The 16,730-nt window shown below is 42.8% G+C and carries 16 protein-coding genes and 2 pseudogenes; 8 read left to right on the forward strand and 10 right to left on the reverse strand.

What is annotated here, in order from left to right:
- Nucleotides 1-117: 117 nt before the first annotated feature.
- From ACRWQN_RS18230 to ACRWQN_RS18265, 8 genes and pseudogenes are all read right to left on the reverse strand, one after another.
- Nucleotides 118-1,338, reverse strand: coding sequence for a M56 family metallopeptidase (locus tag ACRWQN_RS18230; RefSeq protein ID WP_434939251.1), 1,221 nt, complete (start codon nucleotides 1,336-1,338; stop codon nucleotides 118-120).
- Nucleotides 1,338-1,712 carry a BlaI/MecI/CopY family transcriptional regulator gene (locus ACRWQN_RS18235; protein ID WP_226413031.1) on the reverse strand — a complete coding sequence of 125 codons (375 nt, stop codon included), beginning with the start codon at nucleotides 1,710-1,712 and terminating at the stop codon, nucleotides 1,338-1,340. Before ACRWQN_RS18235 ends, ACRWQN_RS18230 begins: the two co-directional genes overlap by 1 nt.
- Before the next feature lie 191 nt (nucleotides 1,713-1,903).
- On the reverse strand, nucleotides 1,904-2,992 hold the full coding sequence (locus tag ACRWQN_RS18240; protein ID WP_434939252.1) for a methyl-accepting chemotaxis protein: 1,089 nt from the start codon (nucleotides 2,990-2,992) through the stop codon (nucleotides 1,904-1,906).
- A 229-nt stretch (nucleotides 2,993-3,221) separates the two neighbouring features.
- Nucleotides 3,222-6,402, reverse strand: a pseudogene (locus ACRWQN_RS18245) (efflux RND transporter permease subunit).
- A gap of 9 nt (nucleotides 6,403-6,411) precedes the next feature.
- Nucleotides 6,412-7,656 carry an efflux RND transporter periplasmic adaptor subunit gene (locus ACRWQN_RS18250; RefSeq protein WP_434939253.1) on the reverse strand — a complete coding sequence of 415 codons (1,245 nt, stop codon included), beginning with the start codon at nucleotides 7,654-7,656 and terminating at the stop codon, nucleotides 6,412-6,414.
- A gap of 127 nt (nucleotides 7,657-7,783) precedes the next feature.
- Nucleotides 7,784-8,227, reverse strand: coding sequence for a hypothetical protein (locus ACRWQN_RS18255; protein ID WP_434927285.1), 444 nt, complete (start codon nucleotides 8,225-8,227; stop codon nucleotides 7,784-7,786).
- Nucleotides 8,228-8,248: 21 nt separating this feature from the next.
- On the reverse strand, nucleotides 8,249-8,425 hold the full coding sequence (locus tag ACRWQN_RS18260) for a DUF3012 domain-containing protein (RefSeq protein ID WP_226413023.1): 177 nt from the start codon (nucleotides 8,423-8,425) through the stop codon (nucleotides 8,249-8,251).
- A gap of 92 nt (nucleotides 8,426-8,517) precedes the next feature.
- Nucleotides 8,518-8,895, reverse strand: coding sequence for an STAS/SEC14 domain-containing protein (locus ACRWQN_RS18265; protein ID WP_434939254.1), 378 nt, complete (start codon nucleotides 8,893-8,895; stop codon nucleotides 8,518-8,520).
- 138 nt (nucleotides 8,896-9,033) lie between these two features.
- Between ACRWQN_RS18265 and arfB the strand changes: the two genes are divergently transcribed.
- From arfB to ACRWQN_RS18285, 4 genes are all read left to right on the forward strand, one after another.
- The gene (gene arfB, locus ACRWQN_RS18270; RefSeq protein ID WP_434931101.1) at nucleotides 9,034-9,453 is read left to right on the forward strand and encodes an alternative ribosome rescue aminoacyl-tRNA hydrolase ArfB; all 420 of its coding nucleotides are present in this window, start codon (nucleotides 9,034-9,036) and stop codon (nucleotides 9,451-9,453) included.
- Nucleotides 9,454-9,564: 111 nt separating this feature from the next.
- Complete coding sequence (gene aroQ, locus ACRWQN_RS18275; RefSeq protein WP_226413017.1) at nucleotides 9,565-10,020, forward strand: type II 3-dehydroquinate dehydratase; 456 nt, start codon at nucleotides 9,565-9,567, stop codon at nucleotides 10,018-10,020.
- A gap of 46 nt (nucleotides 10,021-10,066) precedes the next feature.
- On the forward strand, nucleotides 10,067-10,465 hold the full coding sequence (locus ACRWQN_RS18280) for a DUF3859 domain-containing protein (RefSeq protein WP_434939255.1): 399 nt from the start codon (nucleotides 10,067-10,069) through the stop codon (nucleotides 10,463-10,465).
- Between the two features lie 138 nt (nucleotides 10,466-10,603).
- Complete coding sequence (locus ACRWQN_RS18285; RefSeq protein ID WP_434940699.1) at nucleotides 10,604-11,611, forward strand: class I SAM-dependent rRNA methyltransferase; 1,008 nt, start codon at nucleotides 10,604-10,606, stop codon at nucleotides 11,609-11,611.
- Nucleotides 11,612-11,692: 81 nt separating this feature from the next.
- Here ACRWQN_RS18285 and ACRWQN_RS18290 read toward each other — a convergent pair whose 3' ends face one another.
- A complete protein-coding gene (locus ACRWQN_RS18290; RefSeq protein WP_434939256.1) occupies nucleotides 11,693-13,453 on the reverse strand; it encodes an alkaline phosphatase D family protein in 1,761 nt (586 codons plus the stop codon).
- 387 nt (nucleotides 13,454-13,840) lie between these two features.
- Between ACRWQN_RS18290 and ACRWQN_RS18295 the strand changes: the two genes are divergently transcribed.
- Entirely contained in the window at nucleotides 13,841-14,263 is a 423-nt protein-coding gene (locus ACRWQN_RS18295) for an organic hydroperoxide resistance protein (protein ID WP_434939257.1), read from the forward strand.
- Nucleotides 14,264-14,382: 119 nt separating this feature from the next.
- Here the strand turns inward: ACRWQN_RS18295 and ACRWQN_RS18300 are convergent, their stop codons facing one another.
- Nucleotides 14,383-14,907, reverse strand: coding sequence for a DUF3087 domain-containing protein (locus ACRWQN_RS18300; protein WP_434939258.1), 525 nt, complete (start codon nucleotides 14,905-14,907; stop codon nucleotides 14,383-14,385).
- 131 nt (nucleotides 14,908-15,038) lie between these two features.
- On the opposite strand from ACRWQN_RS18300, the gene ACRWQN_RS18305 reads away from it, so the two are divergent.
- The 3 genes and pseudogenes from ACRWQN_RS18305 to ACRWQN_RS18315 form a co-directional block, all read left to right on the forward strand.
- Nucleotides 15,039-15,461: a YeeE/YedE family protein gene (locus ACRWQN_RS18305; RefSeq protein ID WP_434939259.1), complete on the forward strand. Its 423-nt coding sequence runs from the start codon at nucleotides 15,039-15,041 to the stop codon at nucleotides 15,459-15,461.
- A complete protein-coding gene (locus tag ACRWQN_RS18310; RefSeq protein ID WP_434939260.1) occupies nucleotides 15,462-15,911 on the forward strand; it encodes a DUF6691 family protein in 450 nt (149 codons plus the stop codon). It abuts the gene before it with no gap.
- A gap of 239 nt (nucleotides 15,912-16,150) precedes the next feature.
- Nucleotides 16,151-16,639: pseudogene (locus ACRWQN_RS18315) on the forward strand (hemerythrin domain-containing protein); the annotation flags it as partial.
- Nucleotides 16,640-16,730: the final 91 nt, after the last annotated feature.

Below are 16,730 nucleotides of genomic sequence, written 5' to 3' on the forward strand. Positions count from 1 at the left end.
ACAGGCTCTTATACCGCAGTAAACCGACACTAGAACACATGCTGACACCTCAGCATTGTACTTAACCTGTTAATTTAGCCAGACTAACTTAGCCTTAATAACTTAGCTTTAGTTATTTTAGCGGACCTGTATTCTTTCCACTGAAGCATCTGGCTGATGAATAACAAAGTCTAATTGAACCTGCGCACCTTTCATGCCATTAGCGGAGGTTTGATATTGCCACTGCTCAAGTGCTGTCACAGCTGAGGCATCAAAAACCTCTGCTGGTGATGACTTGGTCACCATCACATTAGATACCTTTCCGGCTGGATTGATATCAAATGATAATTGCACATAACCATTTACACCTTCTTTAGCCGCCTCAATAGGATAGGCAGGCTCAATACGCATGGTAGGGGCTATTATTGCATCAGCTTTAGGTTGCTGAGCACTTTGACTGTTGCCCGCTTGTGCTTGCTGATTCAGCGTTAACGCACTAACACCAAGTAATAGCGTCACTCCCATTAATACCAAGGTATTTTTTCCATGTTGTTTTTTCATTTGTAAGATCCTTTCTTTAAGTATGGTTTTGTCCCCATAGTGAGTGTGTAACATGCTTAACGGTGCATGCTGCGAATAAGCCAATAGCGCTTTGCTATAGGCAATTTTAGAATCTGTTTCCATATTGGCAGTCACTTGCGCGTCACATGACAGCTCTTGATCTTGCCTAAAACGGCGGTAAGCGCACCACATCAGCGGGTTAAACCAAAACATAATCGTTAAGCTATAAGCCAATATATTGGCCCATAAATCACCGCGCTGATAATGATAAAGCTCATGCTGAATAATGGCGTCTTGCTGATGACTATCAAGCAAGGTAAAACTGTTTGGCACTAATATTTGCGGCGCGATTAACCCAACTAACATGGGCGATTCAATATTGGGATGAATAAATACATTAAGCTTGCCTGACTCAATCACAAAAGGCTTGGCGCGTCGCGTGAGCTGTTGCAGATGAATAGAATCTGAGACTAAGTTAACCACCAGTACCAACACCACTGCGGCATACAGGTAAGGCAAATATAATAACTTAAACAAGCTGCTCGACATCGATGCGGTATCAGTGGCCAGTACATAATATTGTTGAATAACGCCCAGTGTTTGATTTGGGCTTAACCAATTAAAATACTGTGGTAACAGGGTTTGCACTACATCCGCCAGCGGCAATAATGGCACAACAAGCCAAAGACTATAGGTATAATGCGCGCCTATTTTTGACAATAAAAAACGATGTAAGATTAATAATAGTGAACACACTAAGCTAAGTAATAGGGTTTGTTCCATAAACCAACTGATCATCACTTTTGCTCCTTGTGCCAATCATCAAGCAAGCTTTGTAACTCAGCAACATCCTCAGCCGATAGCTTGTTTTTTTCAGCAAAACCGGCCACTAATGGGGTTAATTTTCCGGCAAATAGTCTATCTACAAAAGACACTGACTCTTTTAATGTGTATTCCTGCTCAGCAATTAACGGCGAGTAATGATATGTGCGCCCTTGTTTTTCAAAACTCAGCGCATTTTTTTTAACTAAACGATTCAGTAAGGTTTTTACTGTTTTTTCATGCATATCATGGCTTTGCTCTAATGCTTCAACCAGCTCATTAGAGGTTAATGGCGACCGCAGCCAAAGTTGCTGTAATACTAACAATTCACTGTTACTGATTTCTTTCATGCTTAGTCACTTACTAGGTTGTGGTTCACTTATTAAGATTACATATGTAATCCATACGATTAAATTACAACTGTAATCTTAAATAAGCAAGCAGTTATTTGATCTTTTTATTGCTATACTCTAGGCTATAAAAAAAGCCCAATCAAAAGATTGGGCTTAACACACTATATTCAACACTATTAATGCGCACACTACACTTGACGTGAAAGCTCATCCAAATTATGCATCACTTGTTCACTAGCATGCTCCATTGCATTCAGATATTTAAGTGCTTCGTGATGCTCACCCGCTTGTATTAACGATAATGCTTCAATACCGCTGCGATGCACTTGCTTATGGGGCTCTTCTAGTCGCTTAAATGCAGACAGTTGCGAATAAGATTCACGCCCAGTGGTTTGATACCACTTACCTAATCGGCACATGGTGTGATCAGAGAATGTATCGATAGACTTATTGCTCGCACCCGATGCAACGGCATAAATATCTCCTTTCCATACAATATGGTCCAGCTTGACCGTTTGAATAAACGTGCGCAATGACGCATGGCCAATCGCTTCTTTCATGGACGTGCTGCATGAAATAATCGATTCGTAGTCACTGCTCAGAGTTTTAACATCACCAGCTAGTTGCTCATTGCTGCCTTGGATATCATCAACTGACTTCACAGTTTCTGCTGTACTGCTAATGATTTTTTTGACTAAGTCTGATACCTCATTGGCGGAGGTACTGGTATTGCTAGCAAGAGCACGTACTTCATCAGCTACGACACTAAAACCACGGCCAGCATCGCCAGCACGTGCAGCTTCAATAGCAGCATTCAATGCCAATAAATTGGTTTGATCTGAAATACTCGAAATTGTTGATACAAAGGTATTAATACTGCCGGCCATTGATGATAAGCCTGTAATATTAGTGGTCATTCCGCCCATTTTGTCAGTTAATAACTGCATACCAGCAACAATACTATTCAATGAGTTATTGGACACATCTAGCAATTGATTAATTTGATCGCTACTTTGTCTTTCTTCTTCAATAGCTAAATGTGCTTCAAGCACACTGCCGCGCACCCCTTCAATTTGGCGAATACACTCAATGGTACTATCTAATAGCATGTGCTTAAACTTAGTATTTACATCATTTTGAGTATTGTGCAGCTGTGTTGTTAACTGCTGATTATCTAAAGTCAGTTGAGTGTTTTCATCTGTAATTTTGTTTAACTCATTCTGTAATCTTTTATTATCTTGAATCAGTTGGTCATGCTTTGTTTTTAGAACAAACATAGAGGTTTTAGTCCTTTACATCAAATGGAAACAATGGCTCTTTAGTCATTTGTCGGCACGAATCACTTAAAGATTAGTGTACTTATTCAAATTTGTACAAATTATCCTTTGCAGGTTGGCGATAGCTAACCATATTGGACTTTCTCATAGCAAGTAGCATTATCGTGGTAGCCGTATAACAACCAACCCTCAATATATAAGGCTTGATTGTTATCCACTTAAGTCAGTGCTATTTGCCCTTGTACAGCCATTGATAAACCGTGGGCAATACCAGCAAGGTCAATGCAGTTGAGCTAAATAAACCGCCAATAATGACTACCGCTAATGGCTGCTGAATTTCACTGCCGACACCGGTTGACAACAAGATAGGAATTAAGCCTAAAGCAGAGGTTAATGCGGTCATTAATACTGGACGTAATCGCCCTACTGTACCTTCATAAACGCTGGTATACAGGCTTTCATTTTCACTGAACTCTACGCTATTTTTGCGGCGTTGATTAATCGAGTCCACCAGCACTACGCCATTGAGTACGGCCACACCAAATAAGGTGATAAAGCCGATTGAACTGGGCACCGACAAATAAGTGCCAGTGGCAAATAAGGCAATCACGCCACCAATGAGTGCCAACGGGACGTTTGCCATAATTAAGCACACTTGTTTAATTGAGCCGAATGAGAAATACAGTAATAGCGCAATTAGCGTGATTGAAATAGGCACCACTAGCATCAGTTTTTTCTGTGCCCGCTGTTGGTTTTCATACTGCCCGCCGACCACGACTGTGTAGCCTGCGGGTAATTCAGCCTGTGGGATGATGGCGTAAATATCATTCACCACTGAGCCCATATCACGACCCGATACGTTAGCTTGCACCACCACGCGGCGCTGCACGTCGTCGCGGCGAATATTGGGTGGCGCCATCTCGGCGTCAACGTCGGCCACTTCACCTAAACGCACGGTTGCGCCGCTCACCCCAGTGAGCAATAAGTCACGCAATACATCAGGTGAGTTGCGTTGTGATGACGTTAACCGAACATTTATATCGTATCTGGCATTGCCATCAATCACTTGTCCTGCGCTAACACCACCGACACCTTGGCTGACTAAACTCATCACCTGGTCGACACTGATGCCGTAGCGCGCCAACAATTCACGCTTAGGGCGAACCACTAATTGTGCTTCGCCACTAACCTGTTCTAGCGACACATCTACCGCGCCATCAATTTGCTGCACCAGTTCAGATAAGACCTGACCTTTGGCTGATAATACCTGTAAATCAGGGCCGAATATTTTAATCGCTAACTGTGCTTTAACCCCTGATAATAACTCATCAACACGAGTGGCTATTGGCTGTGAAAACGTCAGCAATAAACCCGGAAACACACTGAGCTTTTGTTCCATTAATCGCTGTAACTCAATGCGATTTGAGGCACTTTGCCACTGGTTAACGGGTGTTAAGCCAATGTAGATTTCAATATTGCTAACCGGCTCTGGGTCGCCGCCCAATTCTGGTGCACCTATGCGGCTCAGGGCATATTCCACTTCAGGAAAACTTAACAAGATAGCCTCTAACTTAGGAGCCACTTCTATCGAGGTGCCTAAACTCGCTGTGGGCGCTAAAGTGATGCGTAAATTAATCGTGCCCTCTTCGAGTTCGGGCACAAACTCTGTGCCTAAACGCGGCAATAACGCCATGCTGCTAACAAACATCAATGATGCAATTAACATCACCGTTTTAGGGCGCGCTAAGGTCATGCTAAGCAGTTGTCGATAAAGCCGTTCAACTGGCATCAGTAGCCAACTTTGCCTGATCACTACACCGTGCTTAAACGCATAAACTGCCAGTGCTGGCACAGCAAACAAGGCAACAATTAACGCGGCAACCATGGCCAAAATAATGCTAGTAGCCATTGGCTGAAATAACTTACCTTCCACACCTTCTAAGGCAAACAAAGGCGCAAACACCACTATGATGATGGCTGTAGCAAAAAAGATAGGACTGCACACTTCTTTAGCCGCTTGCCAAACCTTAGAACTAATGCTGACATTAGCACTAGCGCCGTCCCTATCATTACCATCGAGGCTACCGACATCGGTTTGTGCGTCATGTTGGCTTAAATGCTTGAAGATGTTTTCAACCATCACCACTGAGCCATCGACCAACATGCCTATCGCAACCGCTAAACCGCCCAGTGACATTAAGTTTGCCGACATGCCAAAATATGCCATCACCATTAAGGCAAGACCAATTGAAATTGGGATGGACAGCAATACCAGTAAGGTCGCGGGAATATTAACCAAAAATAACGCGAGGATCACCACGATAAACACAAAGGCCATGAGTAGCGCATCACGCACGGTATCGACCGCTTGTTTGACTAAATCGGCCTGGTCGTAAAACACCTCAAACGTCACCCCTTTGGGTAAGGCTTGTTCAATTAAACTAATACGCGCTTCAATGTCGTCAATGGTTTGCTTGGTGTTAGCGCCCATGCGTTTTAGTACCACACCGGCAACCACTTCACCTAATTGTTCCGCTTCACCACTGTCATTTCGGACGGGTCATAGTCACTGCGCCCACACGGATTTCACTGCCATAATCAACATTGGCAATGTCCATGACTCTGATTGGCGTACCATTAAACTCGGTGAGCGGAATATGTTTAATGGCGTCTATTCCTTCATCTCCAGGGGGTAATAAACCGTAACCGCGTACCACTAATTGCGACTGCCCCTGGTCCATAAACCAGCCACCGGCATTACGGTTATTACTTTCAAGCGCCTCAATAACTTGCTCCATGGTGAGTGAGTAACTGCGCAGTTTATTTAAGTCAATTTGCACCTGGTATTGCAGTACTTCGCCACCAAACGACAACACTTCAGTCACGCCACTGACGGGCATTAATATCAGCTTAACCAGGTAGTCATTGATACTGCGAAGCTCAGCTGCTGCCACACCGGATTCTGGCGTAGCCCGCAGCATATATTGATAAATTTGCCCTAGCCCTGAGGTATTAGGGCCAATCTCAGGTGTGCCGACCCCCGCAGGAATGGATTCTTTAGCAGCTTGCAGCTGCTCAAACACTTGCTGGCGCGCAAAGTAAATATCAGTGCCTTCGGCAAACACCACGGTGACAATAGATAGACCGGTACGCGATAACGATCGAACCTCGGTGACGGCCGGTAGAGCGTACATGGCTGATTCAACGGGATAACTTATCAGCTTTTCAACTTCTTCAGCGGCTAGGCCTTCAGCGGCGGTGTTAATGGTGACCTGCACATTGGTCACGTCGGGAAATGCATCCAAATTTAACTTTGGTAATATCGCAATACTGCCAAGCATGGCAGCCAATAAGGCTAATACCACTAGCAGTCGCTGCTCAATGGCTGAACGAATTAATTTTGCTAACATAGCTGCCTCCTAGTGGTTGTGAATATCAAAGCCAGATTTGGCCAATTCAGATGCCAGAAAAAACGCACCTGACACCACCACTTGCGAGCCACTTTCTAGACCTGTAATTAAATTCAGCCCACGCTGGCTTTGCACCACTTCAACTTCAACGGCTTCAAAACCATCTTCATCTTCAATAAAAATTTGCCAGTCGCCATCACTGCTGCGCGTTAATGCACTGTCGGGCACAATAATGCCGTTTAAGGGAGATAATTTTTTGGCTTGTGCTGATTTGTCGCCTTTTGCACTGCTTTGCTGAAAATACAACTCAGCAAATTCACCGGCATGTAAAACGTGCTGCGGATTCGCCATACTGATCCACACTTGTTCAGTGCGGGTCATCGGATTGAGCTCATGGGAGCGGCCAATCACTACGCCCGTGACATTACGTTGACCGACACGCACCAGTGCAGACTGGCCAATTTCGACCCGTTCCGACTGCACAGGTGTTAGCTGTGCTTCTACCCATAAAAACGACTCATCGGTTAATTGCATTAACGGTGTGCCTGCATCCAATACTTGACCTAGCATGGCTTCATCTTGTTGCACTCGGCCGCTAATTGGCGCTAATAACTGAAATTGGCCAATCGATTGAGGCGATGTGGTTAACGCTGATATTTGCTCATTAGTCATCATGATGGCGTTTAAAACCGCACGCTTTAGTTCCGCATTCACCTCGGTGCGCATTTTTTCACTGGCACTAATTGTCCCTTTACTCATCCGGCTAACCCGCTGCCATTCTGTGGCGGCGTTAATATAATCGGCCTGTGCCTGGGCTATTTCGGTGCCTCCCAAAGTTAATAAAGCCTGGCCTTTTTTCACTTGTTGGCCCGGCACCACATGGCGCTTTAATACTTGCATCGCAAGCTGTGGTGCTATAGTGACTGTTTTGTCTTTATCAACCACCAGCTGCGCAGTCGCAACAGAGGTGAGATCAAATGGACTAAATGTCAGCGTTTCAACCTGAATGTTGGCCAACTCTCGTTGCTGCGGCGTTAAGGTTAATGCCTCATCATGATCATCCTCTTGCGAATAAGACGAAGGCGATTGTGGCTTTGATTGCTGCGGAGCATGATCATCACTTGCAATCACTTTGCTGCTAGAAAGCGTTAGCCCAAAGCTGATAATAACTAGCCATAATAACTGGCGTGTTATCAAATAAAACGATGCTAAAAAACGCGTATTTATCGGCGAATAAATAGTTGGAATTGTCATAAATAAATCCTAGAACTCAAACATGACCAAGTTGAAATACTGCGATAAGCATTCAATTTAGCCATACAAAATAATCAAGCTTGCCAGTAACAACAGCAAACCTTTAATGAATGAATTTAAACAGGATTTACACTATCGGGGGGCGGTACGTGGCACCTAAAGCGGGAGGAAAATAGGATTGAACTGTTTGTAACGGTTGTTGATTGGCTTGCTCGGTCGTATCGATATTATCGGGCAGCACTATGGCCACTAAACCACCGTGACACTGACAATCTAGGCATAAATCAACCATTTTGTCTGTTGGTGCTGGGTGAATATGGTCATCGGATGGCGCATGCTCGCGGGCACCGTCTGCGGCGCAACTGCATTGTATGCACTCCGCTAGCTGACTGAGGGCGGCAATATCTAAGGTAGGCGTGAATTGCACATGGGCATGATTGCTTTTTTCTTCTGTACTATTGCCAATATGTAATTGATGGCCACCCAAATTCGCACCGGCAAATTGCAGCACAATAATAGTAATCAATAGCTTAATTGAACGCATCATTGAAAACGAATTGAGGTGACTCATGCTGGTCATCTAAAACAGCGTTTATTTGAATACGCAGTGTTTAGCATAATCAGCGGCTTCATTAGCAGACCAATCACCTGTTTCTTTTTCTTTCATTTGCTTACACCAGGCGTCGCTGCCGACTTCTGGTGTACATGCTGTTAGGCCCAAGGTGAAAATACCCACTGCCGATAATGCTAATAATTTTCTGAATAACATAGTACTTCCTTGATGTGTTAAGGCTGAATTAGACTAACGGCCCAACTCTTATAATACAAATATCTATTGCACTTGTTTATTGCGCTTGTTTCTCACACTTGAGCTTTATGTTGTGAACGCTTGGTGATCCAATTAATCGCATCTTGCTTTTGTGCTAATGGAAACCATGCCACTTCACCTTGCATAAACGGGCCCATTAATCTGACCGAGTTACCCACCCAATCAGGACCACCAACAAACACTAATGCATCAAACTCAGGCAACTGTACTTCACCGCTGCCGGTTAATGAGCCAAACTCCCACCCCTCTAACAGCACATCGGCTTCAATGTATAAGCACACTTGGCCCCAATCTTTACGATAGTTTCGAATAGCGGGTTGTAAACATGAGCGATAATCTTTAGCAGACAAACGACCGCTTACAAACAGGCTAATAACGCCTTTGGCGATATCAGAAATTTGGCATAACATAAATAGCTCCGGTGTCATGGATAAGTGCCGAATAAAATAGGCTTACCAGACATTCACTTCAATGACGCGAATCATAACAAATATTACCGTCGCCAATATATAACTATTTTTAATCTAAAAAGTGATACCCTTTACAGTATGATAAATATTACTAATAGCGTGACTATCGAAGACAAAGAAATTGAGTGGCAATTTGTGCGCTCAAGTGGAGCGGGTGGCCAACATATCAATAAAGTGTCTACCGCTGCGCAACTGATCTTCGACATCAATGAATCGTCTTTGCCCGACTTTTATAAACAAAAGTTATTGGCCAAAGCTGATCACCGCATAACCCAAAGCGGTAAAATCATTATTAAGTGTCAGCAATCCCGCAGTCAAGATTTCAACCGACAGCAGGCACTGGAGCAGTTTATTTTGCTGGTAAAAAATGCCGCCATTGTCGCCAAAAAGCGCATTGCAACCAAAGCGACTAAAGGCAGCCAAAAACGCCGCATAGAAACCAAAAAACAACGCGGAGCCACTAAAGCACTGCGCCAGGGTAAACCGCGATTTGATTGATTAACCTTTCCTTGAATAAATTTAAGTTTACTGAACCGCTAACTTGCGTTAAAAACAAGCTAACTGAAATAGTGAATAACCTCACCAAGTTAAGATTGCCAAAGGATTATTATGAGCCAAACCGCAAAAATTTTATTAGTTAACGGCCCTAATTTAAATTTACTGGGACGTCGTGAACCAGGTCATTATGGCACACAAAACTTAGCCACCATTGTATCTGAATTACAAGGTGCGGCGACCTCCTCAGGGGTAGCGTTAGAACATATTCAGTCTAACGCTGAGCATGAAATCATTGATGCTATTCATGCAACTGATGCACAGTTCATCATTATTAATCCAGCGGCATTTACCCACACAAGTGTGGCGATCCGCGATGCAATTTTAGGCGTAGCTATTCCATTTATTGAAGTGCATTTATCTAATGTACATGCACGTGAGCCCTTTAGACATCACTCATACTTCTCTGACAAAGCGATTGGGGTTATTTGTGGTTTAGGTGCACAGGGCTATCAATTTGCATTGCAAGCAGCGCTTAAGCACTTGCAAGATAACAACGCACCACACTAATTGTTAATAGAGTTCGTATAACAGCTAAGGCAATAAGGCATCATCAGTGAGCAAACTTAAACCCGATGTGAGCATTGTTTACAGCGGCATCTTTAGCCGATGGGACAGCCAAAGTGAAAAGTTGCCACAATTCTTACAGGCAACAGTACATGTTCCTGCCACGCTAGATATCGAGTTTGGATTTATTGTCCGCATCCGTAAAGCTAAAAACCAACGGCTACGTTATTGTATTTATCATCCTAATATACCTGATGATGAGGGCAATACTCGTCCTCCTTTTGATGGTGAAGTCTTTATTAAAGAAAACGATTGGAAGTTTTATTTAGGCGACTGCATATGGGCACCCGTTGACAATAAGACAGGGGATTGGCGGATGACGCTAGAGCTGAACGATAAAATTGTTGCCGACAAAACATTTAAGGTTCACCCTGTGTTAGATAATTAATCGCGTAAATAAACCTTGTCGTTATTCGAAACCAGATAAAATTCTCTGATATAATAGTCGGCTTGCAACCACATTCAAGCGACTTCTGTTATGACCACTCAAACGCCTTCTTCCCCTTTATTGACACAATCAGATGAAATAGATTTTAGCAAAGTGCTTGCTGAAGCAATGCTCAAGCGCCAAGCCTTTTTTGCGCAAGCTAAGCTGAATAATACTGATTGTTATCGGGTATTTCATGGCACTGTAGAGGGAGCCAATGGCTTAAACATAGACCGCTATGGTGATGCTTGGTTGGTGCAATCATTTCATGACACACTCAATGAAGATCAACTTAAGCAAATCACCCAGGTTTTAGCACAACACGGTGATTATTTTGTAGTGTATAACGACCGCTCGCAAAAAAATTCTCGCGTCGCCAATAACTTAGTCAATGAAGCGCAAGACTATGCGATGTCGGAACAGGTGATGCATGAAAACGGCATAGCTTTTACCACTAAGTTACGCCATGAAGGCCAAGACCCATTACTGTTTTTAGACATGCGTATTGGTCGTGAATACATGCAAAAACACAGTCACAATAAAACAGTGTTAAATCTATTTTCATACACTTGTGGTATTGGAACTGCGGCCGCTGTGGGCGGGGCCAAGCGAGTGATGAATGTCGATTTTTCATCTTTTGCATTAGCAGCAGGTCAAAAAAATGCCGCGCTGAATAAAGTTGAATCTGTATGTGAGTTTGTGCAAAGCGATGCGTTTCCTGCATTACGCCAACTAGCCGGTTTACCTGTGGGCGGACGCCGTAATCAAAAACTGCCCAAGTTCCCTAAACTCGCTAAAACCACTTTTGACTTAGTGTTTTTAGACCCACCACGCTTTGCAAAAAGCGTCTTTGGGGTGGTCGACTTAATTAACGACTATCAAGGCTTATTTAAGCCCGCAATGCTGACCACCAAGGCCGGCGGAACCATTGTTTGCTGTAACAATGTCGCCAAAGTGGAACGCCAATCTTGGTTGGACAGCCTAGTCCGCTGCGTTGAAAAACAAGGTCGAAAAATCATTAATATTGAATGGCTGAATTGCGACCAAGACTTCCCTTCCTTTGATGACAATCATCCACTAAAAATTGTGGTCCTCACCATAGACTAAGCAACCACATTATAACTATCAGATTATAGCCATGACTACATCAGCCAATGCCACTGCGGCATCGGCTGATGTGATTCATTGTTACCCAAAAATGATTTTTGGTTGTTGGATGTTAACTTTAGCGGAAGCAGAGCGCTCAACTAATGTGGTGAATGATTTATCTTTAATCGTATTCACATATAGCCACTCACTATTAGCTTCTTCGGCACTAAAGGTCAGCAATAAGTAACCGCGATCTTTCAAATTAGCATATTTTAAATCAGCGATAAGATTCACTATTGCAGCTTCAGTTGCCGGCATTTCAGCATCAGATAGGCCTAAGTAGTATTCTAACCCAGGTGAAGACACTGAACTGGTCGCAAACTCAACCCCAACCACTTCACCTTGATTGTCGGTTAGCTCATTTGCCCAAGCATTGTGAGTGTCACCAGCGATAACCACTAAGTTATGCTGCATCGATTTAGCTGTGGCCAGAATCACTTCTCGCTCATAGGCGTATCCGTCCCAAGCGTCCAAATTATAAGGAATAGAAGGCAATTGAAGTAAGGCTAGCACCTCAGGGGTTAACTGACTTTGATTAGCTTGTAAGTAAGATAACTCTTGCGCGGATAATGTAGGGTCGCCCGCCTGCGCACGCGCGGCTAATTGGGCTAACGCCGCCAGCTGAGCAAATTGAGGAATACTCATTTGTTGAGTCGCAATAGCCGCAGGCAGAAGCATTTTACCCATCAACACTTGCTGACCTAGCACCTGCCACTTCGCCGTCGATTCAAGTAAGCTTTGTTGCAACCATAATAATTGAGATTGACCTAACATGGTGCGGTTAACGTTAGTCACATCACCTAAAAAAGCGCCGCTATTAAATGCCTTTGTCACCGGGTCCATGTAATCCGCATAATCTAGCTGCTTGTCTCGCCCCAGCAATCGAGTATCTAACATATGCAAATCAACTAAATCACCATAGTTAAAGCTACGGTATATTTCTTGATGATTCCCTTCACTCCAAGGACGAATGGGTAGCCATTCAAAATATGCCTGCAGTGCCGCTTGCTTGCGTAAATCAAAGTCCCCTTCATTGTCATTGTGGTTTTCAGCGCCCTCTCTCCAGGTGTCATTAGCGACTTCATGATCGTCCCACACAGTGATAAAAGCGACTTTAGAATGCAGTTTTTGCAAGCTCATATCACCACGATATTGTGCATAACGCGTGCGATAATCATTGAGTAACAATAATTCGCCAGCGGGTAATACTTCACGCCCTAAAGCCGCCGCATCTTGACTGGCATACCCACCACGACCGTACTCATACAAGTAATCTCCTAGATGAATAACCGCATCTAAATCATCACGCTCGGCCGCTAATGCATACACATTGAAGTAGCCCGCTGGGTAGTTTGCACATGACATCACAGCTAATTTGACCGAATCAACAGTGCCTTCTGGTAAGGTTTTAGTCATACCAACGTCTGAAGCATATTTACCCGATTTAAAGCGATAAAAGTATCCTTTGCCAGCCTCAAGGCCAACCGCATCAATTTTCACCGTGTAATCACGCTTAGCGTTGGTTTTCATTACTCCATTAGTGACTATTTGGCTAAAATTAGCATCTAAGGCCACTTCCCATGACACTGTGATATCAGCTTCAACATCTGGAGTGACCCTGGTCCATAAGATCACTGCATCTTTGGCTGGATCGCCACTGGCAATGCCTTGTAAAAATTGACCAGAGTAGATCTCTTCGTCATCGCTGCTACAGCCCATTAATCCATATGACACAACAACCGCGCCAACGCCTTTGGCTGACATAGCTAAAAAGTCGCGACGACTTAACCCTGTTTTCATTCGATATTCCTTTTAAGTCAATGATGGTGTCTGCATGTTAATCATTGCAACAGGTCAGACAAGCATGGCTATTGTGCGAATACAGGATGACAATCGCATGACAAAATCGTTACATAAAGACTTTATCATCCAACTTTAGTTAAGTTTTGAGTCATAAATGTCATCACTAAGGTTGAGATAAGAGGATTGATTGAGTTGAGATATGGAGCTTGATTGACTAAGAATTCCCCCCTTAAGTATGGAGTTATATTAATAGAGGATTTGGGTTATTTAATTGACACAAATTAAATTGCGCACAATTTAGTTGCGCATTCCAAAAACATCATTTATAGTTAGCGCAATTAAATTGCACGCAACTTAAATTAACTTACTTTTTGAGGTATTCCTATGACAACTTTATATACAACTTCAGCAACAGCATTAGCTGGTCGTAATGGTCAAGTAACTACAGATGACAAAAAACTCGATGTCGGTTTGAGTTATCCAAAAGAAATGGGCGGCACTGGCGAGCACACTAATCCTGAGCAACTATTTGCCGCTGGCTATGCAGCCTGTTTCTCAAACGCTATTTTACACGTGGCGCGTGAAATGAAAGTCGCTATTAAAGCTGCACCAACAACCGCTACTGTAGGCATTGGCCCGAATGATACTAAAGGATTTGCGCTAACGGTTGCACTCGCTGTTGAGTTAGATTTGGCGCAAGATGACGCTGTGAAGCTGGTTCAGGCGGCGCATCAAGTGTGTCCATATTCAAATGCGGTTCGCGGTAATATTGATGTGAAGCTAACGGTTAATAGCGTCGCAATTTAATTTTTATCGACTATTTCGCAACAAAAACAGTAACAAAAAGTCAAGGCGTCAACCTTGGCTTTTTGCATTAATGTACCAACTCTACAATGATATAAAAAATTTGCGGCTTAAGCTGCTAATTAAAAATCACCTAACTGTTCTACGCTGAAATCATCTGCATTACAGCTCAAATTTTTATCTTGGATTTGCTGTTCTAACACGCTGATTTGTCTATTCACTTCTGTCATGGTCAAGGTATTGTTATCTAACTCATAAACAATCGCTAAACTCTGGTAATAAAAACATAATATAGTTAATGCGTTAACATTATTGTCAGCTGCGGCTTGTTGAATCGCATTAAGCTTACGATAAATTTTATTCTGTAATTGTTTCAACTGCCAAACGTAATAGACATCAGCATACTGAGGTTTTTTACGGCCATGCTTTACCACTAAAGTGCATAGCATAAGACCCATAATTACCCCGCCAAAATTAAAATAGAAATTGCCCGTTGGCTGACCTCCTACGACGGTTGCCGAACTCAATATCGCGATTAACATTTGGCCAAAGACTAATGACGAAATAGCTAAAATGGCTATAATGCCAAATTGGACTTGATTAGTCATTTTACGATATTGCGGTTTATCTACATGTCTTAATTTCATCAATATGGCTCTTAACTTTTTATAATGGCGGCATTATACCTGCTTAATATGAATCACTCATTAAGCATATTTAGGTAAATTTTTGCCATATGATAAACTTCACCACCTTTATATAATGGGCTTAAATAAATATGACTGAATTCACCCCCATCAGCGCTTTAATCGGCGGTGTATTACTTGGTTTTGGTGCATTACTACTGCTAGCAGTTAATGGGCGTATTGCCGGCATATCTGGCATTTTAAGTGGCGCCTTACAATTCAATAGCTCTAATACAAGGTGGCGGTGGGCTTTTTTAGGGGGATTAATTGCCAGTGGGTTGTTAGTACCTTTTGCTAATATTACTCTACCTGCAACATTAGATGCCAGTTGGGGATTAACCATTTGCGGGGGATTTCTGGTGGGATTTGGGGCTTATTTAGGTGGTGGATGCACAAGTGGTCATGGTATTTGCGGTATAGGCAGAATGTCTGTGCGCTCAATAATCGCGACTCTAGTATTTATGTTAGTAGCCGCAATAGTTGTGTTTGTTAGCCGCCATATAATTGGAGGATAAATGAGTCAATACAATCACTCCACCTCCCTTCTACATTTATTAGTTGCCTTTGTTGCTGGTAGCTTATTTGGTTTTGGTTTAATTATTGCGCAAATGATTGACGCTAATAAAGTGCTTAATTTTTTAGACGTTTTTGGCCAATGGGACCCGAGTCTGGCAATTGTTATGGGGGCAGGACTGAGTGTATTCAGTGTCGGTTACCTGTTTTTTGTCAAACCGAAAAGCAAACCGCTATTAGATGATCACTTTTTTTTACCGGCCAAAGCACATATTGATAAAAAATTATTACTCGGCGCATGCTTATTTGGCCTAGGTTGGGGCTTAGTCGGGATTTGTCCTGGGCCTGCCATTGTTAATCTAGTCAGTTTAGACAGGAAATTTATTGGATTTGTCATCGCTATGCTACTAGGTATGCTTATGGCTAAAAAATTCAGGGCTGTTAAAGAATGATTTTCGCCAACAGGCTAGATCCCTTCTAAGTTTGCTGTTTAATGCTTTTCTCAAAAAAACTTCATCAGCTACGCACATAGAGTAATAGCTAAATAAGTTGTGATTAACTTAGCAAATTAGCCAGGATTAACTTGCATAACAAAAAGATGCATTTAAAATTCAGCTTTATTATTTGCATCTTTGGAATTGCAATGTTTACCCTTGAATCATGCTCGTGTGAACACCAAGCTCAGCTGGCTGAATTAGATCAATTGTCATTGATTGAGTTGGTTAATCACATTGAGGCTACCCACCATAAATACGTGCGTAATACCGCGCCATTGTTGCAAGAGTATACCGAGATAATGGTCAATGCCCACGGCGATGACCATGATGAAATACTACCTTTAGCTCAATGGGTAAATTCATTAGTGGCTGAGTTAATGCCGCATTTAATGAAAGAAGAACGGATTTTATTCCCTGCTATTCGCTCATTAAGTGTAGGGGAAGAGATAAATGGCTGTTTTGGTCACATAGGTAATCCAATTAATGTGATGGAACATGAACATGGTAATACCGCTGATATTCTGATCAAACTGAGACAAATAACGAGTAACTATCAAGTACCGGAAGGTGCCTGTAACACATGGCGCACCTGTTATAAAACCTTGGCAGAATTTGATGCTGACTTACAAATGCATATTCATCTTGAAAATAATCTACTATTTCCCAAAGCACTGGCACTATAGACTGCTCACTTCAGAACGGGATAATAAACTCTTATCTGAGCATTTTATCCTGTCAGTTATGCTGTATTGATAACTGTTTTCACTTTTAGCT

It is taken from the genome of Shewanella sp. HL-SH8 (assembly GCF_051165765.1).
Classification (GTDB): domain Bacteria; phylum Pseudomonadota; class Gammaproteobacteria; order Enterobacterales; family Shewanellaceae; genus Shewanella; species Shewanella glacialimarina.